This is a genomic window from Streptomyces sp. NPDC042364, assembly GCF_056437585.1.
This window is the reverse complement of record NZ_JBWKAJ010000001.1, coordinates 359,286-385,656: the sequence shown is the minus strand read 5'-3', so window position 1 is coordinate 385,656 and position 26,371 is coordinate 359,286. Positions and strand designations below refer to the sequence as shown.

Annotated in this window: 18 protein-coding genes; 7 read left to right on the top strand and 11 right to left on the bottom strand. The window is 71.2% G+C overall.

What is annotated here, in order from left to right; translation table 11 throughout:
* Positions 1-41: 41 nt before the first annotated feature.
* Positions 42-3,581 carry a DNA polymerase III subunit alpha gene (dnaE, locus tag AC067N_RS01595; RefSeq protein ID WP_478676853.1) on the bottom strand — a complete coding sequence of 1,180 codons (3,540 nt, stop codon included), beginning with the start codon at positions 3,579-3,581 and terminating at the stop codon, positions 42-44.
* Between the two features lie 227 nt (positions 3,582-3,808).
* Between dnaE and AC067N_RS01590 the strand changes: the two genes are divergently transcribed.
* The 3 genes from AC067N_RS01590 to AC067N_RS01580 all read left to right on the top strand — a co-directional run bounded on the left by AC067N_RS01590 (position 3,809) and on the right by AC067N_RS01580 (position 6,812).
* Positions 3,809-5,155, top strand: a complete 1,347-nt coding sequence (locus tag AC067N_RS01590; protein WP_478676852.1) for a DUF2252 domain-containing protein — start codon at positions 3,809-3,811, stop codon at positions 5,153-5,155.
* 62 nt (positions 5,156-5,217) lie between these two features.
* Positions 5,218-5,904, top strand: a complete 687-nt coding sequence (locus AC067N_RS01585) for a hypothetical protein (protein ID WP_478676851.1) — start codon at positions 5,218-5,220, stop codon at positions 5,902-5,904.
* A 107-nt stretch (positions 5,905-6,011) separates the two neighbouring features.
* Entirely contained in the window at positions 6,012-6,812 is an 801-nt protein-coding gene (locus AC067N_RS01580) for a DsbA family protein (protein ID WP_478676850.1), read from the top strand.
* A 142-nt stretch (positions 6,813-6,954) separates the two neighbouring features.
* On the opposite strand, the gene AC067N_RS01575 is transcribed toward AC067N_RS01580, so the two are convergent.
* Positions 6,955-7,644: a hypothetical protein gene (locus tag AC067N_RS01575; protein WP_478676849.1), complete on the bottom strand. Its 690-nt coding sequence runs from the start codon at positions 7,642-7,644 to the stop codon at positions 6,955-6,957.
* Positions 7,645-7,800: 156 nt separating this feature from the next.
* Between AC067N_RS01575 and AC067N_RS01570 the strand changes: the two genes are divergently transcribed.
* Positions 7,801-11,049, top strand: coding sequence for a helix-turn-helix transcriptional regulator (locus AC067N_RS01570; protein WP_478676848.1), 3,249 nt, complete (start codon positions 7,801-7,803; stop codon positions 11,047-11,049).
* A 206-nt stretch (positions 11,050-11,255) separates the two neighbouring features.
* Positions 11,256-12,905, top strand: coding sequence for an alkaline phosphatase D family protein (locus tag AC067N_RS01565; protein ID WP_478676847.1), 1,650 nt, complete (start codon positions 11,256-11,258; stop codon positions 12,903-12,905).
* Positions 12,906-12,939: 34 nt separating this feature from the next.
* On the opposite strand, the gene AC067N_RS01560 is transcribed toward AC067N_RS01565, so the two are convergent.
* Complete coding sequence (locus AC067N_RS01560) at positions 12,940-13,509, bottom strand: dienelactone hydrolase family protein (RefSeq protein WP_478676846.1); 570 nt, start codon at positions 13,507-13,509, stop codon at positions 12,940-12,942.
* Between the two features lie 127 nt (positions 13,510-13,636).
* Here AC067N_RS01560 and AC067N_RS01555 point away from each other — a divergent pair, with 127 nt between their 5' ends.
* On the top strand, positions 13,637-14,752 hold the full coding sequence (locus tag AC067N_RS01555) for a mechanosensitive ion channel family protein (RefSeq protein ID WP_478676845.1): 1,116 nt from the start codon (positions 13,637-13,639) through the stop codon (positions 14,750-14,752).
* A gap of 345 nt (positions 14,753-15,097) precedes the next feature.
* On the opposite strand, the gene AC067N_RS01550 is transcribed toward AC067N_RS01555, so the two are convergent.
* The 5 genes from AC067N_RS01550 to AC067N_RS01530 form a co-directional block, all read right to left on the bottom strand.
* Complete coding sequence (locus AC067N_RS01550; RefSeq protein ID WP_478676844.1) at positions 15,098-16,684, bottom strand: Na+/H+ antiporter; 1,587 nt, start codon at positions 16,682-16,684, stop codon at positions 15,098-15,100.
* A gap of 80 nt (positions 16,685-16,764) precedes the next feature.
* Entirely contained in the window at positions 16,765-17,256 is a 492-nt protein-coding gene (locus tag AC067N_RS01545) for a GNAT family N-acetyltransferase (RefSeq protein WP_478676843.1), read from the bottom strand.
* Positions 17,253-18,197 carry an RluA family pseudouridine synthase gene (locus AC067N_RS01540; protein WP_478676842.1) on the bottom strand — a complete coding sequence of 315 codons (945 nt, stop codon included), beginning with the start codon at positions 18,195-18,197 and terminating at the stop codon, positions 17,253-17,255. Before AC067N_RS01540 ends, AC067N_RS01545 begins: the two co-directional genes overlap by 4 nt.
* Before the next feature lie 83 nt (positions 18,198-18,280).
* A complete protein-coding gene (gene lspA / locus AC067N_RS01535; RefSeq protein WP_478676841.1) occupies positions 18,281-18,892 on the bottom strand; it encodes a signal peptidase II in 612 nt (203 codons plus the stop codon).
* 77 nt (positions 18,893-18,969) lie between these two features.
* Complete coding sequence (locus tag AC067N_RS01530; protein WP_478676840.1) at positions 18,970-20,115, bottom strand: TraR/DksA family transcriptional regulator; 1,146 nt, start codon at positions 20,113-20,115, stop codon at positions 18,970-18,972.
* A gap of 638 nt (positions 20,116-20,753) precedes the next feature.
* On the opposite strand from AC067N_RS01530, the gene ileS reads away from it, so the two are divergent.
* Positions 20,754-23,897, top strand: a complete 3,144-nt coding sequence (ileS, locus tag AC067N_RS01525; protein WP_478676839.1) for an isoleucine--tRNA ligase — start codon at positions 20,754-20,756, stop codon at positions 23,895-23,897.
* 230 nt (positions 23,898-24,127) lie between these two features.
* Here the strand turns inward: ileS and AC067N_RS01520 are convergent, their stop codons facing one another.
* The 3 genes from AC067N_RS01520 to AC067N_RS01510 are packed head-to-tail and all read right to left on the bottom strand — an operon-like array spanning position 24,128 to position 26,366.
* On the bottom strand, positions 24,128-25,321 hold the full coding sequence (locus AC067N_RS01520; RefSeq protein ID WP_468095942.1) for a DivIVA domain-containing protein: 1,194 nt from the start codon (positions 25,319-25,321) through the stop codon (positions 24,128-24,130).
* Positions 25,322-25,367: 46 nt separating this feature from the next.
* Positions 25,368-25,664 carry a YggT family protein gene (locus tag AC067N_RS01515; RefSeq protein WP_099968917.1) on the bottom strand — a complete coding sequence of 99 codons (297 nt, stop codon included), beginning with the start codon at positions 25,662-25,664 and terminating at the stop codon, positions 25,368-25,370.
* Positions 25,665-25,724: 60 nt separating this feature from the next.
* The gene (locus AC067N_RS01510; protein WP_123544041.1) at positions 25,725-26,366 is read right to left on the bottom strand and encodes a cell division protein SepF; all 642 of its coding nucleotides are present in this window, start codon (positions 26,364-26,366) and stop codon (positions 25,725-25,727) included.
* Positions 26,367-26,371: the final 5 nt, after the last annotated feature.

Sequence of the window (26,371 nt, the reverse complement as noted above, 5' to 3'; positions counted from 1 at the left end):
CCCCTCGCGCGATCACGCCCCCGGTCCGCCGGGGTCCGTCGTCAGCCGGCCAGGCAGGACGGGCCGAGCAGCACCTTCAGATCGCCGAAGAGGGCCGGGTCCGGCTTCACCCGGTGCCGGTCGAGCCGCAGCACCGTGGTCTTGGTGGGCCCCTGGAGCCTGATGCGCACCTCGCTCTCGCCCTTGTGGTGGGTGAGGATCTCGCCGAGCCGGCTGACCATCGGCGGGGTCACCCGGGTGGCGGGGATGGTGAGGATCACGGGCGCGTTGGTGCCCGCGTTCGACAGGTCGGGGACCTGGAGTTCCATCGCGACGAGCCGGGGGACGTCCTCGCGCTTGTCGAGACGGCCCTTGACGAAGACGACGGCGTCCTCGACGAGCTGGGTCGAGACGAGCTGGTACGTCGCTGGGAAGAACATGCATTCGATGGAGCCGGCGAGGTCCTCGACGGTGGCGATGGCCCAGGCGTTGCCCTGCTTGGTCATCTTGCGCTGGAGGCCGGAGATGATGCCGCCGATGGTGACGACCGCGCCGTCCGCGTGCTCCCCGCCGGTGAGCTGGGCGATGCCCGCGTCGGCCTTGTCGGACAGCACGTGCTCCAGGCCGAACAGCGGGTGGTCGGAGACGTAGAGGCCGAGCATCTCCCGCTCCTGGGCGAGGAGGTAGGCCTTGTCCCACTCGTCGTCGGTGAACTGCACGTCGAGTCCGAAGCCGGGCTCGCTGCTCTGCTCCTCGCCCATCCCGCCGAAGAGGTCGAACTGTCCTTCGGCCTCCTTGCGCTTGACCGCCACCACGTTGTCGATCATGGGCTCGAACTGGGCGGTGAGGCCCTTGCGGGTGTGGCCGAGGGTGTCGAAGGCGCCGGCCTTGATCAGCGACTCGGTGGTGCGCTTGTTGCAGGCGGCGGCCTCGACCTTGTCCAGGTAGTCGGGGAAGGAGGCGTACTTCCCCTTCGCCTTGCGGGACCGGATGATCGCGTCGACCACGTTGGTGCCGACGTTGCGCACGGCCTCCAGGCCGAACAGGATCACGTCGTCGCCCTGGGCGGCGAAGTTGTGCACCGACTCGTTGACGTTCGGCGGGAGCACCTTGATGCCCATGCGCCGGCACTCGTTCAGGTAGATCGCGGACTTGTCCTTGTCGTCCTTGACCGAGGTGAGGAGCGCGGCCATGTACTCGGCCGGGTGGTTCGCCTTGAGGTAGGCGGTCCAGTAGGAGACCAGTCCGTACGCGGCGGAGTGCGCCTTGTTGAAGGCGTAGCCGGCGAAGGGGACCAGCACGTCCCACAGCGCCTGGATGGCCTCGTCGCTGTAGCCGTTCTTCTGGGCGCCGGACTGGAAGATGGTGAAGTTCTTCGCCAGCTCGTCGGGCTTCTTCTTGCCCATGACGCGGCGGAGGATGTCGGCCTCGCCGAGCGAGTAGCCGGCGATGATCTGGGCGGCCTTCTGCACCTGCTCCTGGTAGACGATCAGGCCGTAGGTGACGTCCAGGACCTCCTTGAGCGGCGCCTCCAGCTCGGGGTGGATCGGCGTGATCTCCTGCTGCCCGTTCTTGCGCAGCGCGTAGTTCGTGTGGGAGTTCATGCCCATCGGGCCCGGACGGTACAGGGCCGACACGGCGGAGATGTCTTCGAAGTTGTCGGGCTTCATCAGGCGCAGCAGGGAGCGCATGGGGCCGCCGTCGAACTGGAAGACGCCCAGGGTGTCGCCGCGCTGGAGCAGTTCGAAGGTCGTGGGGTCGTCCAGCGGCAGCGACAGCAGGTCGATGTCGATGCCCTTGTTGGACTTCACCATCTTGACGGCGTCGTCCATGATCGTCAGGTTGCGCAGGCCGAGGAAGTCCATCTTCAGCAGGCCGAGCGACTCGCAGCTCGGGTAGTCCCACTGGGTGATGGTCACGCCGTCGGTGTGCCTGACCCAGACGGGGACGTGCTCGGTGATGGTCTCGCTGGACATGATCACGCCGGCGGCGTGCACACCCATCTGCCGGACCAGGCCCTCCACACCGCGGGCGGTGTCGATGACCTTCTTCACATCGGGTTCGTTCTCGTACATCGACCGGACCTCGCCCGCCTCCGAGTAGCGGGGGTGGCTGGGGTCGGTGATGCCGGAGAGCGGGATGCCCTTGCCGAGGACGTCGGCGGGCATGGCCTTGGTGATGCGGTCGCCCATCGCGTAGGGGTAGCCCAGCACGCGCGCGGAGTCCTTGATGGCGTTCTTCGCCTTGATGGTGCCGTACGTGCCGATCATGGCGACCTTGTCGGCGCCGTACTTCTCGGTCACGTACCGGATCACCTCGACACGCCTGCGCTCGTCGAAGTCGATGTCGACATCGGGCATCGAGATGCGCTCGGGGTTGAGGAACCGCTCGAAGATCAGGCCGTGCGGGATGGGGTCGAGGTCGGTGATGCCGAGGGCATAGGCGACGATCGAGCCGGCCGCGGAGCCTCGGCCGGGGCCGACCGCGATGCCCTGCTTCTTGGCCCACATGATGAAGTCGGCGACGACGAGGAAGTAGCCCGGGAAGCCCATCGAGATGATGGTGTCCATCTCGTACTCGACCTGCTTCATGCGGTCGTCCGGGATGCCGTCCGGGAACCGGCGGTGCATACCGCGCATGGTCTCCTCGCGGAACCAGCTGACCTCCGTGTACCCCTCGGGGATGTCGAACTTGGGCATGAGGTCGCGCTTTTCGAACATGCCCTTGGTGTCGACCATCTCGGCGATCAGCCGGGTGTTGGCGCAGCCCTCCTGCCAGGCGTCCGAGGAGTCGATGGCGTACATCTCGTCGGTGGACTTCAGGTAGTAGCCGGTGCCGTCGAACTTGAAGCGGTCCGGGTCGGAGAGGTTCTTGCCGGTCTGGATGCACAGCAGGGCGTCGTGGGCGCCCGCCTCGTGGGCGTAGGTGTAGTGCGAGTCGTTGGTGACCAGCGGGGGGATGCCGAGCTTCCTGCCGATCTCCAGCAGGCCGTCGCGGACCCGGTGCTCGATCTCGATGCCGTGGTCCATCAGCTCCAGGAAGTACTTGTCCTTGCCGAAGATGTCCTGGTACTCGGCGGCCGCCTTCAGCGCCTCGTCGTACTGGCCGAGGCGCAGCCGGGTCTGCAGCTCACCGGAGGGGCAGCCGGTGGAGGCGACGATCCCGTCGGACCACTTGGCGATGGTCTCCTTGTCCATGCGGGGCCACTTCTGCAGCCAGCCCTCGGCGTAGGCGTCCGAGGAGAGGCGGAAGAGGTTGTGCAGGCCCGTCGCGTTCACCGCCCACATCGTCTTGTGGGTGTAACCACCGGAACCGGAGACGTCGTCGCGCTTCTGGTGCGGCTGGCCCCACTGGATCTTCCGCTTGTTCCGCCGGGACTCGGGGGCGACATAGGCCTCGATGCCGATGATCGGGGTGATCCCGGCCTTCTGCGCGGAGTGGAAGAAGTCGTACGCCCCGTGGAGGTTGCCGTGGTCGGACATCGCGATGTGGGTCATGCCCATCTCGTTGCACGCGTTGAACATGTCCTTGAGCCGCGCGGCACCGTCCAGCAGCGAGTACTGGGTGTGGACGTGCAGGTGCGTGAACGGCGGCTTTGACACGGCTTCGGCCTCCAGGGAGAACTGCGGACGACAGGGCGACGGCGGTCCCCGACGGGCTGCGGACAGTCTGGGGGACAGCGTCGAAGTCTATGCCTCGGCACTGACACGGCGAGGGCTCTCCCCCGTACCTTTCGTCAAGGAGTCGCGGGCACTCCCGCGCACCCCCGGACGTTGCCCAGGGGACGGACCAGCCGTCCCATTCGTCATGCACCAGGAGGCACCCAGCGATGTCGGTTCCGCAGCTCAACGACGAGCGACGCGGCGAGGAGATCCTCGCCGTCTTCGACACCGCCTTCGGACGGCTCCTGGCCGCCGACCCGGCCGCGTTCCGCGTGAAGTTCCGGAAGATGGCGGCCTCGGCCTTCGCGTTCTACCGGGGCACGGCGTGCCTCTTCTACCACGATCTGAGCGAGGCGACCTCCGGGTGGGGCGGCGGGGACGGGGACGGCCCCTACCTCGACGAGCGCACCTCGCGCGTGTGGATCCACGGCGACCTGCACGCGGAGAACTTCGGCACGTACATGGACTCCACGGGCCGCCTGATCTTCAACGTGAACGACTTCGACGAGGCCTACGTCGGCCCGTTCACCTGGGACCTGAAGCGCTTCGCCGCCTCCGTGGCGCTCGTCGGGTACGCGAAGGCGCTCAGCGACGAGCAGATCACGGAACTGGTGAACGTGTACGCGGCCGCCTACCGCGAACGGATCCACGCGGTCGCGGCGGGCGCCAAGCGGGACGAGGTGCCGCCGTTCACCCTGGACACCGCGCAGGGCCCGCTGCTCGGCGCGCTGCGCGACGCGCGCTCGCTGACGCGTTTCGGGCTGCTCGACTCGATGACCGAGATCCGTGACTTCGAGCGCCGTTTCGCGCCGGGCGGCGGCTCCATCGAGCTGGACGCGGCCACCCGCTACAAGGTGCTGGCCGCCTTCGACGGCTATCTGGAGACGCTCCCGGAGTCCTCCCTGGCCCGCCCCGACTCGTACCGGGTGAAGGACGTCGTGGGGCGCCGGGGCATCGGCATCGGCTCGGCCGGGCTGCCGTCGTACAACATCCTGCTGGAGGGCGCCACCGACGCCCTGGAGAACGACGTGGTCATCTACATCAAGCAGGCCCAGACCCCGGCCGTGTCCCGCCACATCACCGACCCGCGGATCCAGGACTACTTCCAGCACGAGGGCCACCGCACGGTGATCTCCCAGCGCGCCCTCCAGGCCCACGCCGACCCGTGGCTCGGCTGGACCGAACTGGACGGCGCGGGCCAGCTGGTCGCCGAGGTGTCGCCGTACGCGGTGGACCTGGACTGGGGGGACATCGACGACCCGGAGGAGATCGCGGCGGTCGTCGCCGACCTCGGCCGGGCCACGGCCACGATGCACGCGGCGGCGGACGACCTCTCCGGCCAGTCCCTGGTGCCGTTCTCCACGGAGCGGGCCATCGACGCGGCGATCGCCGCCGACGAGGAGGGCTTCGCGCCCCTGCTGGTGGACTTCGCGCACACCTACGGCGCACGCGCGCGTGCGGACCACCAGATCTTCGTGGACCTGTTCCGCAACGGCCGGATCCCGGGCCTGTAGGACGGCGTACGGGGACCCTTTAGGACTCCCTTACAGGGGTACGTGGGACACTCTCCAGCGGTATGGACATATCCGGGACCCGCATCAGAGCCGTGCGCGCGGCGCTGTTCACGTCACTCGTCGTGACGCTCAGCACCGCGTCGCACGTCCTGCTGTCCCGGGCGCCGCTGCCGCTGGTCACCGTGGCCGCGATCACCGCCGCCGTCTTCGTCGTCGCGTACGCGCTGGCGGGCCGCCGTGAGCGCGGGTTCGGACGGATCGCCGCCGTGCTGATCCCGCTGGAGCTGGCGGCGGACACGGTGTTCACCACGGGCCAGCACGCCTGTTACGGCGAGGCGGGCGGCCCGGTCACGGGCCCGCTGCGCCAGGTCGGGCTGGACGTGCTGTGCGGCGGCAGCCTCGGCGGCCCGCTGGCGCGGGTCGCCGGCGACACCGACCGGGCGGCCACACTTCTGCCGGGCACCGGACCGGCCGCCGCCTGGCTGCTGCTCGCCGCGCACATCGGTGTGGGTCTGCTGGCCGCCGCCTGGCTGCGGCGCGGCGAGCGGGCGCTGGCCCAGCTGCTCGGCGCGGCCGTCGCCGCCGGTTTCCGGCCGTTGCTGCTCGCGGTCACCGCCGTCACGCCGCGGCGCGCTCCGGCGAAGCAGCGGCCGACGCGCACCGCGCACCGCGGGGTCACCGCCCGCACGCTTCTCTTCGTCCACTCCCTGGGACGGCGCGGACCGCCGTGTTCGGTCACCTTCGCGTGACCCCTCCGGGCGTTCGCTGAGCCACGGCTCCCGAGCGCTCACGAGCACGAGCAGTCCACACCCATCCCGCGCACGACATGTGCGCGTCCCACAGGGAGTTCACCCACATGAGCAAGCGGAACAGCAATGCGGCGAAGTCGGCGGCCCGTGAGCGGCTGCGGCTGGAGCGCGAGCGTCAGGCCAAGCGCGCGAAGGCCAGGCGGCAGGTGATCGTGGCCGCATCGGTCGTGGCGGTCCTCGCGGCGGCCGGCGGCATCGGTTACGCGGTCGTCCAGAACAGCAAGCCCACCCGGTGGGAGGCCGCCGCCGAGGCCAGGGTGGTCGCGCCCGCCAACACCTCGGGCAAGAACGGCACCACCGTGCTGATCGGCGACTCCAAGACCGCCAACGTGGTCCACCTGTACGAGGACCCGCGCTGCCCCGCCTGCGCCCAGTTCGAGCAGACCGTCGGTGAGTCGGTCGACAAGGGCATGGAGGACGGCGACTACAAGCTGGCCTTCACCATGGGCACCTTCCTCGACGGCAACCTCAGCGGCGAGGGATCGAAGAACGCGCTGAGCGCGCTGGGCGCCGCCCTGAACGTCGGCCCCGAGGCCTTCCTCGACTACAAGGCCGCGCTCTACTCCGCGAAGTACCACCCGGAGGAGTCGACCGACAAGTTCGCCGACGACAGCTATCTGATCAAGGTGGCGAACACGGTGGACGCGCTGAAGGACAACAAGAAGTTCCAGGACGCCGTGGAGAAGGGCACCTACGACGCCTGGGCGATGAGGATGAGCAAGTCCTTCGACGAGTCCAAGGGCGTCAAGTCGACCCCGACGATCAAGATCAACGACAGGACGATCAGCAACCCGTCCTCGGTCGCCGACTGGGAGAAGTCCCTCAAGGACGCGGGCGTCACCAAGTAGCGCCCGCGTTCGCGCCGTTCGCCGTGGGGCGGGCGGGTGTTCCCGGAGGCCGCCGAGGAACACCCGCCCGCACGGCCCGCACGCGGCACGGGGCCGGCGGAGACAGAGTGGCCGCCGGGCCCGGCAGGGGTCGCCGGCCCGGCTACGGCGCGATGTACGGCTTGACGTGCTTGCGGTAGTCCTCGGGACGCACCTCGTTGTAGTACTTGTCCGCGTCCTCGCCCTTGGAGGTGAGGATGTAGTACGGGCACTCGTCCGACTCGGCCTTGCCCGTGTGCGCGAACTGCTCCTTGCCGGTGCGCGCCTCGACCACCCGCAGCCGGTACGCGGTGTTGTACGTCTTGATCTTCAGCGGCTTGCCGTCGGCCTCCATGTCGCACACCTTGCCGGTCGCGGTGGCCTTGGTGCGCTCCACGCAGACGACCAGCTCGGCCTTCTCCGGCTTGTCCGTGTAGTCGAGGAACCAGCCCTTGGGGAAGTCCCCGTCGGAGGGCACACTGCTCGTCCAGCCGTCGCCGTCGCTCTCCATGAGCTGCGCCGGGTGCACTGACTTCTTCGCACGGTCGTAGGCCGGCATCCCCTTGAAGCCCAGCCCGTCGCTGCAGACCCGCTCCAGATCCTGGGTGCTCAACGGCACCTCGGGCGTTCCGGCAGCGGCCCCGCCCGACGACGATCCGCCGCCGCTGCCCTTCCCGGTGGACCCGGTGGGTGACGAACACCCGCACAGGACCACGCCCAGCACTCCGGCGACGGCCCATATCCGGGCACCCTGCATGACGACCTCCCAGCCGAACGAGAAGAGTGGCAGGCAGGGCATGTCCCCCCAGGCCATGCCCTGTCCCCCTGCCCTGCCGGAAGGAAGCGTGCCCCGGCGCCGGGCCCCCGGCCATCGGGGAAGATCCCCCATATAGTCGTGCGGCCCCTGTGAAGGCGGGTACTAACCTGTACGCCTCGAAGGCGTATTCGACGCGGCGCAGGGAGCCTTGAGGTGTCGTCGTTCTCATCACTGTCGGCACCCGCGCTGGTCGGCAGGGAGGCGGAGCGGGACCTGCTGGCCGCCGCCGCACGGGCGGCCCGCGAGGGGCGGGGTTCGGCGGTGTTCGTGCTGGGCGAGCCCGGCATCGGCAAGTCCCGGCTCGTCGAGGAGACCGCGTCCGCCGCTGCGCGCGCCGGAGCACGCGTGCTGCGCGGGCGTGCCGCGTCGGCCGGGCGCGCCGTGCCGCTGCGCCCGCTCGCGGAGGCCGTGTTCTCCGGACTGCGCGGGGAGGGGGCGCCGTCGGGCGGTGACCTCGGCCTGTACGAACCACTGCTGTCCCGGCTGTGCGGGCCGGCCCCGCAGGACGGGGCGCCCCTCGTCGGGTACGCCGAGGCGGTGCTACGGCTCCTGGCCGTGCTGGGCCGTGACGGCGGCTGCGTGCTGGTGCTGGAGGACCTGCACGACGCGGACGCCGACACCCTCGCCGTCGTCGACTATCTGGCCGACAACCTGACCGGCCATCGGGCGGTGCTGCTGGCCACGCTGCGCGGCGAACCCGGTCCCGCCCTCGACCTGGCCGAGGCCGCCGCGTCCCGCCGTACCGCCCGCTCGCTGCGCCTCACCCGTCTCGGGCCCGCCGGCACAGCCGAGCTGGCCGCCCGCTGTCTGGGCCACGGCGACGCGGACGAGGTGCCTCCGGCCGTACTGGAACGGCTGCACGCCGTCTCCGAGGGCGTCCCGTTCGTGGTGGAGGAACTGCTGCGCGCCATGGTCGACGGCGGCAGCCTCGTCCGGGACGGCGACTCCGGCTGGACGGTGACCGGTTCCCTCGACGCCGGGGTCCCCGCGACCGTCGCCGCCGCCGTGCTGCAACGGGTGGACCGGCTGGCCGCACCCGGCGTGGCCCTCCTGGAGGCGGCGGCCGTCCTGGGCCGACGGTTCCCGGTGGACATCGCGGCCCGCGTCGCCGGCCTCGACCGCGCCACGGCCCTCACCCACCTCCGCCACGCGGCCCACGCCGACCTGGTCTCCGGCGGCTCCCCCTCGGAAGAGCCCGGCTGGCACTCCTTCCGTCACGCCCTGACCGCCGACGCCATCGCCCACCGCCTGCTGCCCACCGAACGTGCCGTGCTGTGCCTCGCCGCGGCCGACGCGATCGAGTCCGTGCGGCGGCCGGGACCGGCGCAGGCAGCGGCCGAGGACTCGCGGGACGATGACACGCGAGACGAGGACACCCGGGACGGGCGCACCGCCGGGTCGTGGTCCTCCGGCGGTGCGGGACCGGAACCAACCGCTGTCCCGACGGCAGGCGCGGCCGGGGGCGGCAGTCCCGGCGGAACCCCACCGCAGGACGGCGCCGCTGTCCCGGCGACGGGCGCGGCCGGGGGTGAGGGTCCCGGCGGGACCCGAGCGGCGTACCCGGCCGGTGGCGCCGGGCTCCACGAGCCCGGCGGGCTCATCGGCGGGGAGTCCGGCGACGATCTCGACCGTCTGGCCGCCGAGTTGTGCGTGGCCGGTGGTCGGCGGGCGCGGGCCGCCGTGCTGCTCACCCGGGCCGGCCGGCAGGCCGTCGCACGCGGCGCGCTGCTGACGGCGGTGGAACTCCTGGACCGCGGACTGGAGTTGACCTCGGGCGCCCCGGACACCCCGCCCGAGGCCGTGGCCGGACTCCTGGAGGAACTGCTCCGCGCCCTGGTCCTCACCGGTGACGTCCGGCGCGTACCGGAGCTCGCGGACCGGCTGGACGACGTACTGACCGCGTCGGGCGCGCCGTCCACCCGGCGGGTGGCGGGCCTGGTGACCCGGGCCCGGGCCGCGGCCACGGCACAGCAGTGGGAGGAGGGCCTGGCCACCGTGCGGCGGGCGGGAGAACTGCTCGGCGACGACCCCGACCCCGGGTCGCGGGCCTCCCTGGACGCGGTCGCCGCGCACCTGGTCCTCAACTCCCGGCGCCCGGACCGGCTGGAGACCGCCCGGGCCCTGGCCGAGGGTGCCGTTGCCACCGCCGAGGCGGTCGGACTGCCGGAGGTGAGCTGCAAGGCGCTGAACATGCTCGGCTACTGCCTGCGGCCCCGGAGCCTCGCCGAGGCGGAGGAGACGTTCGCCCGCCTGGTGGCGACGGCCGAGGCCAACGCCCTGCCGGTGTGGCGCATCCGCGGTCTGCTGGAGCTGGGTGTGCTCGACCGGCTCCGGTTCACCGGCACGGACCGTCTGACGGCCGCGCGGAGGGCCGCCGAGGAGACCGGCGCGACCCTGATGACGGCCTGGGCCGACATGCATCTGACCCTCGCCCATGTGCTCCGCGACGAGCAGGACCGGGCGGTGGAGTCCGCCCGGCGGCTACGGGAGACGGCCCGGCGGCTCAGGCTGCGCGAGGTGGAGCTGATCGGAGTCGGTGTGGACGGCATCATGGCCGCCGCTCTCGGGGAACGCGAGCGCCTGCGGACCAGCCTGGACGCCCTGCGGGACGCGCTGGCCGGACGGAGCGCGGGGGCGGTCTGGGGCTACGACACCTCCGTCTGGGGCTGGGCGCAGGGCATCTGCTCCCTGATGCGGGAGGAACACGACCGGGCCCTGGCGGAGTTCACCGAGGCGGACCATGTGATGCGCGCCCTGCCCAGCACGCGCGGCGTCAGCGGCTTCCTGGGGCCCTATCTGCTGCTGCGCACCCTGCGGGGCACGGTCGGCTGGGCGGAACTGGACGGCCCCGGCGCGGACCGGCTCGCCCAGGCCCACTGGGACCGCCCCTTCGCCGGCTGGTCCCGGGCCGTGCTGCTGGGCCGTGAGGGGCGGTCCGCCGAGGCCGCGAAGTCCGCGGAGGAGGCCCTGGTGGGGACCGACAGCATCCCTCTCGCGGCCCATCTGTGTCTGCGCCTGGGGGCGGGGGCGGCCCTCGCGGACGGCTGGGGCCGCCCCGTCGAATGGCTGCGCTCCGCCGAGCAGTTCTTCCACGACCGGGGCACCACCCGGGTGTCGGCGGCGTGCCGGGCCCTGCTGCGCGACGCGGGTTCCGCCGTGCCGCGGCGCCGCCAGGGCCACGACGCCATCCCGGCGGAACTGCGGCGCACGGGGGTGACCGCCCGGGAGTACGAGGTGCTCCGGCTGCTCGGCCGGCGCTTCGGCAACCAGGAGATGGCCGAGCATCTCTTCCTCTCGCCGCGCACCGTCGAGAAGCACCTGGCGAGCCTTCGCCACCGCACGGGCTGCGGCGACCGCGCCGCCCTCATCGCCCTGGCGCGGAGGTACGCCGACGGGGGGTGACACCCTGCGGCCCGACCACCGGCGCCCTCGCCCACCGACACGAGCGACAAGACCCGCCTGATCGGCCAACAGGGCACCGTGATCTGAACATTGAGCGGATTTCACGTCATACGCCTTACCCAAACCGCTACTGATCAGTAATCTCATCCGCCGTGACCAGTCGCAGATCTCACCCCAACTCCGGTGTCCCCGCGGACCCCAGAGGCATGTCGCCCGCTCGGCCGGGCCTCTCGTCCCCCGCACCGCGCCGCCGTACGGTCGTCAAGGCGGCCGCCGCGGGCGCGGTCCTCGCGGCCCCGCTGGCCGCCGCGTTCCCCGCGAGCGCCGCCGACGCCCCCGCGTTCCTGCACGGTGTCGCCTCCGGCGATCCGCTGCCCGACGGCGTCCTGCTGTGGACCCGTGTGACGCCCACCCCGGAGGCGATACCCGGCTCCGGACTGGGCCCGGACGTCGAGGTCGGCTGGACCGTGGCCCTGGACAAGGCGTTCACCACCATCGTGGCCAAGGGCTCGGTCACGGCGACGGCCGCCTCCGACCACACCGTGAAGGCGGACGTCCGCGGCCTCTCCCCCGCCACCGACTACTGGTTCCGCTTCTCGGCCGGCGGCACCGACTCACCGGCCGCCCGCACCCGCACGGCCCCCGCCGCCGACGCCGCCCCGGCAGGGCTGCGCTTCGGCGTGGTCTCCTGCGCCAACTGGGAGGGCGGCCACTTCGCCGCCTACCGCCACCTGGCCGCGCGCGGCGACCTGGACGCCTGGATCCACCTGGGCGACTACATCTACGAGTACGGCACCGGCGAGTACGCCACCCGCGGCAAGGTCGTACGACCGCACGCGCCGGCCCACGAGATCGTCTCCCTCGCCGACTACCGCGTGCGGCACGCCCGTTACAAGACGGACCCCGACCTCCAGGCCCTGCACGCGGTCGCCCCGGTCATCGCGATCTGGGACGACCACGAGATCGCCAACGACGCCTGGTCGGGCGGCGCCGAGAACCACACCGAGGGCACGGAAGGCGCCTGGGCGGCCCGTCAGTCGGCCGCCAAGCAGGCGTACTTCGAGTGGATGCCGGTGCGCCCGGCGATCGCGGGCACCACGTACCGGCGGCTGCGCTTCGGCAGGCTCGCCGATCTCTCGCTGCTCGACCTGCGCTCCTACCGCTCCCAGCAGGTGGGCGTCGGCAACGGCGAGGTCGACGACCCGGACCGTACGCTGACGGGCCGGGCCCAGCTCGACTGGCTGAAGGCGGGCCTCAAGTCCTCCGACACGACCTGGCGGCTGGTCGGCAACGCGGTGATGATCGCGCCGTTCGCCCTCGGCAACCTCACCGCCGACCTGATCGAACCGCTGACCGAACTGCTCGGCCTCCCGAAGGAGGGCCTCGCCCTCAACCCCGACCAGTGGGACGGCTACACCGACGACCGCCGCGAACTCCTCGCCCATCTGCGGGAGAACGCCATCCGCAACACGGTCTTCCTGACCGGCGACATCCACATGGCCTGGGCCAACGACGTGCCGGTCAACGCCGGTACCTACCCGCTGTCGGCGTCCGCCGCCACGGAGTTCGTCGTCACCTCGGTGACCTCGGACAACCTCGACGACCTCGTCAAGGTCCCCGAGGGCACGGTCTCCGCGGTGGCCTCCCCGCTGATCCGCGCCGCCAACCGGCACGTCCACTGGGTCGACACCGACCGGCACGGGTACGGCGTCCTCGACATCACCGCCGCGCGGGCGCAGATGGACTTCTACGTCCTGTCCGACCGGACGAAGCCCGACGCGAGGTCGTCGTGGGCGCGCTCGTACCGGACGCGGAGCGGGACGCAGAAGGTGGAGCGCACCTACGACCCGGTGTAGTCCGCCCTTACCCGCGCAGGCCCCGCTCCGGCCGTCAGAGGGTCTCGAGGAAGCCGAGCGCCACCCGCCAGGTGGCCTCGGCGGCCTCCTCGTCGTAGTCGGGCAGGTCGGAGTCGGTGTAGAGGTGGCCCGCGCCGGCGTACCGGTAGATCTCCACGTCGGCGCCGGCCTTGCGCATCTGGAGGTACCAGGCGCTCAGCCAGTCGTCCGTCTCGAACGCGTCGGGCTCGGCCACATGGAGCTGCACGGGCAGGCCGTCCACGGACGCGGTGGCCGCGATGTCCGACGTGCCGTGCAGAAGCAGCAGCCCACGGGCCTTGGCGTCGCCCAGCGCCAGGGTCTGCGCGGCGGCGGCACCGAGGGAGAACCCGGCGTAGACGAGCCCTCGCTCCGAGTAGGGCGCGGCGGCCAGGACCGCCCGCTTGAGCAGCTCCTCCTTGCCCAGCTCCTCGTTGAAGGCCATGCCCTCCTCGACCGTGTCGAACGTCCGCCCGTCGAACAGGTCGGGGGTCCACACCTCGTGTCCGGCCGCCCGCAGCCGGTCCGCGGCCCGGTGGACCGCCGGTCTGAGGCCGTAGGTCGAGTGGAAGAGCATGATGTTCATGAGGCCATGGTGCCAGCCGCGAACGACGGTGACCGGCGTCGGCCCGGGGGCGGGCGAGGGGCCCGTACCCACGGCGCGGCCGAAGTCACATGTTCATCACCCCGCGACGGCGGTTACGTTCGAAGGCATGGAGAACCTACTCCGCCCACTGATCGTCGTCGGTGGTTCGGTCGTCCTGACGCTCGTCATCGGCTGGACCACCGACCTACTGCTGCGCAAGGCCGACCAGCGGCACCACGAGACACCTCTGTGGGGCCTGCTGCGTCGCGGTCGCATCCCCTACCAGCTGGTCCTGTGCGCGGCCTTCCTGAGAGCGTCGTACGACGAGGCTCAGCTGCTGGAGCAGCACCGGACCGCTATCGGCCGGGCCCTGACCCTGGTACTGATCGGGGCGACGGCCTGGCTGGTGATCCGCATCGCGGCGGCCGTGGTGGAGACCTCGTACAGCAGGTACGCCCGCGCCCACCGCGACCCGGCCCGGGTACGCCGGGTGCGGACGCAGGTGAGCCTCATCATGCGGGTGGTCTCCGCGATCGTCGGTGTGGTCGCCGTGGCCGCCATGCTGCTGACCTTCCCTGCGATGCGGGCCGCGGGCGCCTCCCTGCTGGCCTCGGCCGGCCTCCTGGGCATCGTCGCCGGTATCGCCGCGCAGTCCACGCTGAGCAACCTCTTCGCGGGGCTCCAGATCGCCTTCGGCGACATGGTCCGCCTCGGTGACGTGGTCGTCGTGGAGGGCGAGTGGGGCACGGTCGACGAGATCACCCTCACGTTCCTGACCGTGCGGACCTGGGACGAACGCCGGATCACGATGCCCGTGTCGTACTTCACCTCGAAGCCCTTCGAGAACTGGTCGCGCGGCGGCGCCCAGATGACCGGCACGGTCTTCCTGCACGTCGACCACGCCGCTCCGCTGCCCGCGATGCGGGACAAGCTCCGCGACATCCTGCGGGAGTGCCCCGCGTGGGACGGCCGCCACTACGACCTGACCGTCACCGACTCGACCCCGTCCACCATGGAGGTCCGCGCCCTGGTCACCGCCAAGGACCCGGACGACCTGTGGACGGTCCGCGTCGCGGTCCGAGAGCAGCTGATCCGCTGGCTGACGGAATCCCACCCGTACGCCCTCCCGAGGGTCAACACGGCCGACGCGGTCCTGCCGCCGACCCACCCCCGGCCCGACGCCTTCCTCCCCCGCCCCACCCGAAGCCGCGTCCACGAACCACCGCGGTCGGCAGGGAGGTGAGCAGGCAGGTGACGGCCCCGGGGCCTCACGGGAAGCCATGACGGCGGGTGCCGGCGCCGAGAGCGCGGGCACCCGCCGTCGCGGATGGCACGACTTCGGCCACCGCCCTCGGTGGCCCCGCCGCGCGCCCGATCCCCGTACCGCCACCACTGATCACCACATTGCGTGCCATGCCCCGACTCCAGGAAAGTCGCCCCCCGTCCACGCGGGTCCCGGCACACACGGCACGCACTTCTCACACGCGGGCCACGAACCGGCAGCCGCCGGCGGCGCTCATCCCGCGCAGGGGCCCGCACTTCCCCGCCGAGGAGCAACGGACGGTGCCCGGGCGGGCTCCCGCCACGGTCAGCGCAGGCTGCGCACGTCCAGATGCCGGAGCACCCGGTCCACCACCTCGGGGTCCGCCCCAGGCTCACTCCGTGCCGCCAGTACCTCGTGCCGTGCCGCGCTCAGCATCTCCCCCTGGATCCGCCGCATCCTCCGCAGCCGCCGCACCCGCTGCTCATGTCCTTCGCGCCGTTCCTCCTCCCCCAGTTCGGGGCTGATCCGCACCCCGATCTCGAAGGCCCGCCGCAACAGCCGCTCGGCCATCTCCTCCGGCAGCTCCTCCTCGTCCTCGATCTCCTTCAGCCGCCGCTTCGCCGCCTTCGCGGCCCGCACGGCCAGCGCCTTCTCGAACGCCTTCCCGGCCCCTTCGTCCGCCCGCACCCCCAACCTCCGTACCAGCCAGGGCAGCGTCAGCCCCTGCAGCACCAACGTCGCGATGATCACGCCGAACGCGATGAACACGATCTCGTCCCGGTCGGGAAAAGGCCCCCCGTCCGACGTCTCGAGCGGAATCGCCAGCGCCAACGCCACGGACGCCACCCCCCGCATCCCCGACCACCACATCACCACGGTCTCGCGCCACGACATCGGGATCTCCTCGTCGTAGTCGCGCCGCGCGTGCAGCCGCCGGGCGAGCCACGTGGCCGGCAGCAGCCACACCAGCCGTACGAGGACGACGACGGCCACGACCGCCGCCGCCCAGCCGAGCATGTCGGCCCACCGCCCGGACGCCGTCCTGATCGCGTTGTGCAGCTCCAGCCCGATCAGCCCGAACGCCACCCCGGTGACCAGGGTGTCCACGACGTCCCAGACGGTGTGCCCGGCGAGCCGTGTCATGACGTCGTCCGCGCCGAGCGCGTACTCCGCGAGGAACAGCGCGGTGGTGAGCACGGCGAGCACCCCGGACCCGTGCAGTTCCTCGGCCATCACGTACGACGCGTACGGCACGAGGAGGGTCAGCCCGATCTGCAGGGTGGCGTCGTCGAGGAAGTCCATCAGCTTGTTGGCCGCCCAGCCGAGCGCGAGTCCCACGGCGACGGCCACGACACCGGAGAGCACGAGTTGCAGCGCGGCGCGGGGCAGGGAGAAGGAGCCGCTGACGGCGGCAGCGATCGCCACGTGGTAGAGCACGATGGCGGTCACGTCGTTGAAGAGCCCCTCGCCCTCCAGGATCGACACCAGCCGCCGTGGGAGCCCGAGTTGGCCGGCCACGGCCGTCGCCGCCACCGGGTCGGGCGGTGCGACGAGGGCGCCCAGCGCCACAGCGGCGGCGAGGGGCAGTCCGGGCACGACCGCGCTGGCCACGGCGGCCACCGCGGCGGTGGTCACGAACACCAGGGCCACGGCCAGCAGGAAGATCGGCCGCCGGTTGGCCGCGAACTGCCGCCAGGAGGTCCGCCGCACCGCCGCGTACAGCAACGGCGGCAGCAGCAGCGGCAGGATGAACTCCGGCGGGACGTCGATGTTGGGCACGAAGCCCGGCAGGGCGAGGGAGATGCCGAGCAGCGTCATCAGCACCGGCGCCGGCAGCCCCAGCCGCTCCCCCACCGGCACGCTCAGTACGGCCCCCAGCAACAGGACGAACAACAGGGCCAACTGATCCACGCTCGAGCACCCCGACGAGGTCTAGACGATTGCCTCAACAGCCCTCAGAGTGCCACGCCCCTCCCGTCCCACACCGTCCCCTACAGCGACCGCCGCATCGCCCGGTGAGGTATCCCCGCCTCCGGGAACTCCGGCCCGTACGCCTCGTACCCCAACCGCTCGTAGAACTCCAGCGCGTGCGTCTGCGCGCCCAGATCCACCGCGGTCAGGCCCCGCGCGCGGGCCGCCTCCTCGACGGCCCGCACCAGCGCGACGCCGACGCCCAGCCCGCGAGCCGACCGTACGACCGCCAGCCGTCCCAGGGATCCGACGCCCGGCTCGCCGCCGGTCTTGCCGGCGGCGGCCTCCCCGTGGAGCAGCCGCCCGGCCCCCAGTGGCACCCCGTCGTCCCGCACGGCGAGCACATGCACGGCCGTCTCGTCGTAGGCGTCGTACTCAAGGTCCTCCGGCACGCCCTGCTCGACGACGAAGACCTCCTTGCGCACCGCGAAGCAGGCCTCACGGTCTGCGGGGTCGTCGGCGACGCGCACGGCGTACGCCGGCGGCTCCGGGCGGGGGTCGACGCCGCTCACGCGTAGGTCTCCTCCCGTACCTGGTCGAGGGCCTTCTGCAGATCGGCCGGGTAGTCGCTGGCGAACTCGACCCAGCTCCCGTCCCCGGGGTGCTCGAAGCCGAGCCGGACCGCGTGCAGCCACTGCCGGGTGAGGCCGAGGCGCTTGGCGAGCGTCGGGTCGGCGCCGTACGTCAGGTCGCCCACGCACGGGTGCCGGTGGGCGGACATGTGGACGCGGATCTGGTGCGTGCGCCCGGTCTCCAGCTTGATGTCGAGCAGGGAGGCGGCGCGGAACGCCTCCACCAGGTCGTAGTGCGTGACCGACGGCTTGCCCTCGGCGATGACCGCCCACTTGTAGTCATGGTTCGGGTGCCGCCCGATGGGGGCGTCGATGGTGCCGCTCGTCGGGTCGGGATGGCCCTGGACCAGCGCGTGGTACCGCTTGTCGACGGTCCGCTCCTTGAACTGGCGCTTCAGGAACGTGTACGCGTACTCGGACTTGGCGACCACCATCAGGCCCGACGTGCCCACGTCGAGCCGGTGGACGATGCCCTGGCGCTCGGCGGCGCCGGACGTCGAGATGCGGTACCCGGCGGCGGCGAGCCCGCCGATGACGGTCGGCCCGGACCAGCCGGGGCTGGGGTGCGCGGCCACACCGACAGGCTTGACGATCACGACCACGTCATCGTCGTCGTGCACGATCTCCATGCCCTCGACCGGCTCGGCCACCACCTGCACCGGCGCGGGCGCCTGCGGCATCTCGACCTCCAGCCAGGCCCCGCCGCGCACCCGCTCCGACTTGCCGACCACCGACCCGTCGACCGTGACCTTCCCCGCGGCGGCGAGCTCCGCGGCCTTGGTACGGGAGAAGCCGAACATGCGGGAGATGGCGGCGTCGACGCGCTCGCCCTCCAGGCCGTCGGGCACGGGCAGGGTACGGATCTCGGGAATCGTGCTCACCCGTCGAGTATGCCGGACCGCCACGACACGCCCGACCGCGCCTGTGGAAAACCCCCGCCCGCCCCGACCGTGCGCCGGAGCGCTCAGTCCTTGTGGACGGTGCCGTCCGGGTCGAGCCCCCGGAAGGACAGCAGCACGATCAGGATGCCGCCGCACACGATCGCCGAGTCCGCCAGATTGAACACGGCGAAGCCCTTGGGCGCGATGAAGTCCACGACCGCGCCCTCGAAGACGCCCGGGGAACGGAAGATGCGGTCGGTGAGGTTGCCCAGCGCGCCGCCGAGGAGCAGTCCGAGCGCGATCGCCCAGGGCAGGCTGTAGAGCTTGCGGGCGAGCCGGGCGATCACCACGATCACGATCGCCGCGATCATCGTGAAGATGATCGTGAAGGCCTCGCCGAAGCCGAAGGCCGCGCCCGCGTTGCGGATCGCCTCGAACTTCAGCCAGTCCCCGATGATCTCGATCGGCTCGTGGTGCTCCAGCCTGGCGACCACGATCATCTTGCTGACCAGGTCGAGCGCGTACGCCAGCGCGGAGACCCCGAACAGCACGGCGATGCGGCGCTTGCCGCGCGGACGGGCGGGCGCGTCGGCCCGCGCCGCGTCCGCGCCGTTCCCGCCGTCGGTCTGCTCCGGGTCCGTGCCCGCCGCCTCTGGGATGTCCGGCGTACCGATGATGCGCTCCGCCTCTGCCACGTGAGTCCCTCAACCTAGGTTCCTGACTGAGGACAAAGGTACGACACGACCCACGTGGACCAGGGCTCAGGCGAGGATCACAACCGGCGTTCCTGCTTCTGCTTGCACTCGACGCACAGCGTGGCCCTCGGGAAGGCCTGCATGCGCGCCTTGCCGATCGGGTTGCCGCAGGTCTCACAGAGGCCGTACGTGCCCGTGGCCAGCCGTTCCAGGGCGCGCTCGGTCTGGTCGAGCATCTCGCGCGCGTTGTGGGCCAGCGCCATCTCGTGCTCACGCGTGATGTTCTTGGCGCCGGTGTCGGCCTGGTCGTCGCCGGCGCCGTCACCCGAGTCCCGCATCAGGCCCGTGAGCGACTTCTCGGAGGCGTCCAGCTCCGCGCGCAGGCGCGCCGCCTCGGACTGCAGTTCCGTGCGGGCCTCGGCGACCTCCTCCGGGCTCCAGGGGTCCTCACCGGGCCGTACCGCCAGCTCGCCGGGGTCCGCCGCGGCGGGCCGTGCCTTGGGGACGGCGGTGGGCTTCTTCGCCGCCGTAGCCGTACCAGGAGTGTTCTTCGCAACCACCGTCGTGGCTCCCGTCGTCTCGGCGGCCTCGGCCGCGCCCGCCTTCTTGCCCTTGCTTGTCGCAGAGGTGCTCGCAGCGGTGCTCTTCTTGGATGTGCTCTTCGTGGCCACCGTTCTCGCGGCGGCCTTCTTGGCGACCGCTTTCGTGGCCGTCCTCTTCCCGGCCACCGTCCCGACGGCGGCACTCTCCTTCACCGCGGCCTTCCGGGCCGCGGCGGTGTCCTTCACCGCGGCCTTCCCGGCGGCCGCGGTCTTCCTGACCGCGTTCTTCTTCGCCGCGGTCTCCTCCACCCCGGTCCCCTTCGCCGCGGTCCCCTTCGCCGCGGTCTCCCTCGCCGCGGTCCTCTTCGCGGCGCCGGTTCCGGCCGCGCTGGTCCTGGCCTCGGCCCCGGCCCCCGTGCTCCCGGTGGCCTTCGTACCCTTCGTGCTCCTGGTGCTCTTCGTGCCGACCGCCTTCTTCCTGGTCACCCTCACGGCACCGGCACCCGGCGTACCGGCCTTCCCGGCCCCGGCCCCCGACCCCACCGCGGCGGTCTTCGCGGCTCCCTTCTCCGCGGCGGTCCCGCCGGCGTCCGCCTTCCGGGCGCTCGTCCTCTTGGTGGCCGCCTTCGCTCCCGGGGTCGCGGGGACCCGCTTCCTGCCGCTCACGTCCTTCGCCACCATGGCCGCGGCCCCTTCACATACTGTGATCTTGCACGCGAATCGTGCTGGGACGATAAATCGACCCGAGTCCCGCGGCAACGGGGCAGACCACGCATTCCGGACGCCCCGCGACCGTCGCGCGGCGAGCCTGCAAGCGTTGTGCCCAGCTCCCCGCCGGGTATTCCGCCCCGCCGCAGGTCCCGGGATCCGGACGTCCGAGCCGCTCCATTCGGGTCACCCCGCAGGTCACCGCGCCACCCGGCCGCCGAGCCCTCCGGAGGCCCCCGGCCGGACCTCCACGGACCGCACAAAACCGGTCGGCCGCTGTCCGCCCGGCGCCGTACACTGGGCGCAGCGAAAAGCGTGGATGGGGACGAGTAGCGCCGTACGCAGCCAAGAGCGACCCGGGGACGGTGGAAGCCCGGGGGCGAGCGCGACGTGAAGATCACCCCGGAGCCGCCGGAAGAAAGCCGAACCCCCCGGGGCGCGGCGAGTAGACCCGGCATCGCGACCTCAATGAGGGGGCTCGTCGAGGCGTACGACGCACAGACGGGCCAAGGAGGGTGGTACCGCGGGAGCGCGCCGCACACGGCGTACGAAGAACGAAGGCTCTCGTCCCTCCGACGGAAGGCAGCAAGTCCGTTGGAGGAAGCTCGCTCATGACAGAGCCGACGTACCGCCAGGTGCCCGCCCAGGTCGACCTGCCCGCGCTCGAGCACGCGGTGCTCGACTTCTGGCGCGAGCAGAAGATCTTCGCCAAGAGCCTGGAGCAGTCCGAGGGTCGCCCCGAATGGGTGTTCTACGAGGGCCCGCCCACCGCCAACGGCATGCCGGGCGCCCACCACATCGAGGCCCGCGTCTTCAAGGACGTCTTCCCTCGTTTCCGCACCATGCGCGGCTACCACGTGGCCCGCAAGGCGGGCTGGGACTGCCACGGTCTGCCGGTGGAGCTGGCGGTCGAGAAGGAACTCGGCTTCAACGGCAAGAAGGACATCGAGGCGTACGGCATCGCCGAGTTCAACGCCAGGTGCCGTGAGTCCGTGCTCCGCCACACCGACGCGTTCTCCGACCTGACGACCCGCATGGGCTACTGGGTCGACCTCGACGACGCGTACGTGACCATGGAACCCGAGTACATCGAGTCCGTCTGGTGGTCGCTGAAGGAGATCTTCAAGAAGGGCCTGCTGGTCCAGGACCACCGCGTGGCCCCCTGGTGCCCCCGCTGCGGCACCGGTCTGTCGGACCACGAGCTGGCGCAGGGCTACGAGACGGTCGTCGACCCCTCGGTGTACGTCCGTTTCCCGCTCACCTCCGGTCCGCTCGCGGGCGAGGCCGCTCTCCTGGTGTGGACCACCACGCCGTGGACGCTGGTGTCCAACACCGCGGTCGCCGCCCACCCCGAGGTCACCTACGTGGTCGCCACGGACGGTACGCAGAAGCTCGTCGTCGCCGAGCCGCTCGTCGCCAAGGCCCTCGGCGAGGGCTGGGAGACCACCGGCCAGTCCTTCACCGGCGCCGAGATGGAGCGCTGGACCTACCAACGTCCGTTCGAGCTCGTGGAGTTCCCCGAGCCCGCCCACTTCGTGGTGAACGCCGAGTACGTGACCACCGAGGACGGTACGGGTCTGGTCCACCAGTCCCCCGCCTTCGGTGAGGACGACCTCAAGGTCTGCCGCGCGTACGGCCTGCCGGTGATCAACCCGGTCCGCCCGGACGGCACGTTCGAGGAGGACGTCCCCCTGGTCGGCGGCGTCTTCTTCAAGAAGGCGGACGAAAAGCTCACCCAGGACCTCCAGGACCGGGGCCTGCTGTTCAAGCACATCCCGTACGAGCACAGCTACCCGCACTGCTGGCGCTGCCACACCGCGCTCCTCTACTACGCGCAGCCGTCCTGGTACATCCGCACCACCGCCGTCAAGGACCGGCTCCTCCAGGAGAACGAGAAGACCAACTGGTTCCCCGACACGGTCAAGCACGGCCGGTTCGGCGACTGGCTGAACAACAACATCGACTGGGCGCTGTCCCGCAACCGCTACTGGGGCACCCCGCTGCCGATCTGGCGCTGCGAGGAGGGCCACCTCACCTGCGTGGGCTCCCGCGCGGAGCTGACCCGGCTCTCCGGCACCGACCAGTCCCAGCTGGACCCGCACCGCCCGTTCATCGACGCGGTCACCTTCACCTGCCCCGAGGACGGCTGCGGCAGCACCGCCACCCGCGTCCCGGAGGTCATCGACGCCTGGTACGACTCGGGCTCGATGCCGTTCGCGCAGTGGGGCTACCCGTACAAGAACAAGGAGCTCTTCGAGAGCCGCTACCCGGCCCAGTTCATCAGCGAGGCCATCGACCAGACCCGCGGCTGGTTCTACACGCTGATGGCGGTCGGAACCCTGGTCTTCGACAAGTCGTCGTACGAGAACGTCGTCTGCCTCGGCCACATCCTCGCCGAGGACGGCCGCAAGATGTCCAAGCACCTCGGCAACATCCTCCAGCCGATCCCGCTCATGGACCAGCACGGCGCCGACGCGGTCCGCTGGTTCATGGCGGCCGGCGGCTCCCCCTGGGCGGCCCGCCGCGTCGGTCACGGCACGATCCAGGAGGTCGTGCGCAAGACCCTCCTCACGTACTGGAACACGGTCGCCTTCCAGGCCCTGTACGCCCGTACGTCGAACTGGGCGCCGTCCGAGGCGGACCCGGCCCCCGCCGACCGCCCCGTCCTCGACCGCTGGCTGCTGAGCGAGCTGCACGCACTGGTCGACCAGGTGACGCAGTCCCTGGAGGCGTACGACACCCAGCGCGCCGGCAAGCTGCTCTCGGCGTTCGTGGACGACCTGTCGAACTGGTACGTCCGCCGCTCCCGCCGCCGCTTCTGGCAGGGCGACAAGGCCGCGCTGCGCACCCTGCACGAGGTCGTCGAGACGGTCACCAAGCTGATGGCCCCGCTGACCCCGTTCATCACCGAGCGGGTCTGGCAGGACCTGATCGTGCCGGTGTCCCCGGGCGCACCGGAGTCCGTGCACCTGGCGTCCTGGCCGGAGGCGGACCTCACCGCCATCGACCCGGAACTGTCGAAGCAGATGGTGCTCGTACGCCGTCTCGTGGAGCTGGGCCGCGCCACCCGCGCCGAGTCGGGCGTCAAGACCCGCCAGCCGCTGTCCCGCGCCCTGGTGGCCGCCACCGGCTTCGACGCCCTCGACCCCGAGCTGCACACCCAGATCACGGAAGAGCTGAACGTGAGCTCGCTCGCCTCCCTGAGCGAGGTCGGCGGCAGCCTGGTCGACACCACCGCCAAGGCGAACTTCCGCGCCCTGGGCAAGCGCTTCGGCAAGCGCGTCCAGGACGTGGCCAAGGCCGTCGCGAACGCGGACGCCGCGGCGCTCTCCCTCGCCCTCCGCGAGGGCACGGCGTCGGTGGAGGTCGACGGCGAGACGATCAGCCTGGCGCCGGACGAGGTGATCATCACGGAGACCCCGCGCGAGGGCTGGTCGGTCGCCTCCGACTCCGGTGCGACGGTGGCCCTGGACCTGGAGATCACGGAGGAGCTCCGCCGTGCGGGCCTGGCCCGTGACGCGATCCGTCTGATCCAGGAGGCCCGCAAGAACAGCGGCCTCGACGTCGCCGACCGCATCGCGCTGCGCTGGACGGCGACCGACGAGGCGGTGACCGCCGCGCTCACCGAGCACGCCGGTCTGATCGCCGACGAGGTCCTCGCGACGGACTTCGCCTCCGGCGAGGCCGACGACACCTACGGCGCCCCGTTCACGGACGAGGCCCTGACCCTGACGTTCCGCCTCCGCAAGGCGTGACGCCGCCCCTCCCGTCAAGGCCGAAGGCCCGGCGCCACCGCTTGTGCGGTGGCGCCGGGCCTTCGGCGTGGTGTCCGTAGGACATCCACCCCACACCCGAACAACCACCCGAAAGAATCCGAAGACCCCGAAGACCCCGAACACGCGTAGCACAAGGGCGGGGCCCCGGACCGAAGAGATCCGGGGCCCCGCCCTGAACGCTGCCGACGCCTACGGCGTACCGGTGTTTCTCAGTTGTCGTCCTCGTCGATGAGGAACCCGCGCATCGGCGAGGGAGCCTGCCCCATCGGGGACGGACCCTGCGGCCGGACCGGAGCCATCGGCTGGGTCATGGCCGGGGACATCTGCTGCTGGCCGCCGTAGGAGGGCGCGGCCGGCGCCGGGGCGCCACCCATGCCCTGCCCGCCGTACGACGGCGCGCTCGCACCGGCCGGGGCCATGGACGGCGCCGGGGACGGCGGCAGCGACGCGGTCGCCGGGGTGCGCGGCGGGGCCAGCGAGTCGTCCGCCTGGGTCTCCAGCTGACGCAGCTGCGACTCCAGGTAGGACTTCAGACGCGTGCGGTACTCGCGCTCGAAGCCGCGCAGGTCCTCGACCTTGCGCTCCAGCGTGGCGCGGGCGGACTCCAGGGAGCCCATCGCGACGCGGTGCTTCTCCTGCGCGTCCCGCTCCAGGGCGTCGGCCTTGGCACGGGCGTCCCGCTCCAGACCCTCGGCGCGGCTACGGGCCTCGCCGACGATCTTGTTGGCCTCGGAACGGGCCTCGGCGATCGCCTGGTCGGCGGTCTGCTGGGCCAGCGAGAGCACACGCGCGGCGCTGTCGCCGCCCGGGCCCTGACCGGGTCCGCCCATCGGACCACCCATGGGTCCGCCCATCGGGCCACCCATCTGCTGCTGCATGGGCGGCTGGCCGCCCATCGGGCCCTGCCCCATCTGGGGCTGACCCATGGGACCCTGACCCATCGGGCCCTGGCCCATCGGCCCCTGACCCATCGGTCCGGGACCCTGCTGCCCCTGGCCACCAGGGCCGGCGGGCAGCTGCGGGGCACCGCTCGGCAGCTGGGGCGGGCCACCCATGGGGCCCCCCATCTGCTGCGGCGGGCCCGATATCCCAGCGGGTACGGGAGCACCAGGACCTCGCATGCCCTGCTGCTGCATGCCACCCTGCTGCATACCGCCCTGCTGCATACCGCCCTGCTGCTGGTCCTGCGGCTCGGGAGGCTTGCGCATGTTCTGCTGATTCTGGGCAGCAGCGCGCGTGGCCGCGGCGAGCTTGGCACGCAGGTCCTCGTTCTCACGAAGCAGGCGCGTCAGTTCGGCTTCGACCTCATCGAGGAAGGCATCGACCTCGTCCTCGTCATAGCCTTCTCGGAGGCGGACGGTCGTGAACTGCTTGTTCCGCACGTCCTCGGGGGTCAACGGCATCTCTTCACCTCAACGTAGTCGTCGGCATTCGGCAAGACCGCATCTCTCACACCGTTCCCATCCCGCCGGCCACCACCGTGCGCAGGATAAAAACGATGATCATCAGCACGAAGAAGGACAGGTCGAGCGCCACGCCCCCGAGACGCAGCGGCGGAATGAACCGCCGCAGAAGCTTGAGCGGTGGATCAGTGACAGTGTAGGTGGCCTCCAGAACGACCACCATCGCCTTGCCGGGTTGCCATGAGCGGGCGAACTGGAAGACGTAGTCCATGACCAACCGGAAGATCAGCACGATGAAGAACACCGTCAGCGCGATGTAGAGGATCGTCAAGACCACGCTCATGTCCGGTGTTTCCCTCTCCCCATTCCGTGCTGCCTGTACTGCTGTTTCCGGTGGTGCGTCTCAGCTCTGGTTGAAGAACCCGCCCTCTGCGATGCGGGCCTTGTCCTCCGCCGTGACATCGACGTTAGCAGGCGACAACAGGAACACCTTCTGCGTCACCCGCTCGATGCTGCCGTGAAGACCAAACACCAAACCGGCCGCAAAGTCGACAAGTCGCTTCGCATCTGTGTCGTCCATCTCAGTCAGATTCATGATCACCGGGGTGCCCTCACGGAAGTGTTCCCCGATGGTACGGGCCTCGTTGTAGGTCCGCGGGTGCAACGTCGTGATCCGATAAGGCTCCCGTTCGGACACGACCTTGGGCATGATCACCGGTGCGTTCTTCTCCAGACTGGAACGGTCTTGTGTGATGGATGCCACGGGCGCGATCCGGGCGGGTCGCACCGATTCCGCGGGTAGCGAAGTGGCGTGCGCCACCGGCTCACGCTGCGCCGGGGGCTGCACCACTCGCACCGATTCATCCCTTTGGGGTTGATGTGACTGGTGTGACTGATGCACCGGCTCATGGCGCCGGTGGTCCCGCTCGGGCTCCGGGTCGAGCTCGGGCTCGAAGTCGTCATCGGGGTCGAATCCCCTGCCGTCGTACCCATCGTCCTCCACGAGGCCGAGGTAGACCGCCATCTTGCGCATCGCGCCGGCCATGCTCT

Coding starts and splice junctions, on each gene's coding strand:
- AC067N_RS01590 (WP_478676852.1), top strand. CDS start 3,809: ATGTCGGTTCCGCAGCTCAACGACGAGCGACGCGGCGAGGAGATCCTC.
- AC067N_RS01585 (WP_478676851.1), top strand. CDS start 5,218: ATGGACATATCCGGGACCCGCATCAGAGCCGTGCGCGCGGCGCTGTTC.
- AC067N_RS01580 (WP_478676850.1), top strand. CDS start 6,012: ATGAGCAAGCGGAACAGCAATGCGGCGAAGTCGGCGGCCCGTGAGCGG.
- AC067N_RS01575 (WP_478676849.1), bottom strand. CDS start 7,644: ATGGCCTGGGGGGACATGCCCTGCCTGCCACTCTTCTCGTTCGGCTGG.
- AC067N_RS01565 (WP_478676847.1), top strand. CDS start 11,256: ATGTCGCCCGCTCGGCCGGGCCTCTCGTCCCCCGCACCGCGCCGCCGT.
- AC067N_RS01560 (WP_478676846.1), bottom strand. CDS start 13,509: ATGAACATCATGCTCTTCCACTCGACCTACGGCCTCAGACCGGCGGTC.
- AC067N_RS01555 (WP_478676845.1), top strand. CDS start 13,637: ATGGAGAACCTACTCCGCCCACTGATCGTCGTCGGTGGTTCGGTCGTC.
- AC067N_RS01530 (WP_478676840.1), bottom strand. CDS start 20,115: ATGGTGGCGAAGGACGTGAGCGGCAGGAAGCGGGTCCCCGCGACCCCG.
- ileS (WP_478676839.1), top strand. CDS start 20,754: ATGACAGAGCCGACGTACCGCCAGGTGCCCGCCCAGGTCGACCTGCCC.
- AC067N_RS01520 (WP_468095942.1), bottom strand. CDS start 25,321: ATGCCGTTGACCCCCGAGGACGTGCGGAACAAGCAGTTCACGACCGTC.
- AC067N_RS01515 (WP_099968917.1), bottom strand. CDS start 25,664: ATGAGCGTGGTCTTGACGATCCTCTACATCGCGCTGACGGTGTTCTTC.
- AC067N_RS01510 (WP_123544041.1), bottom strand. CDS start 26,366: ATGGCCGGCGCGATGCGCAAGATGGCGGTCTACCTCGGCCTCGTGGAG.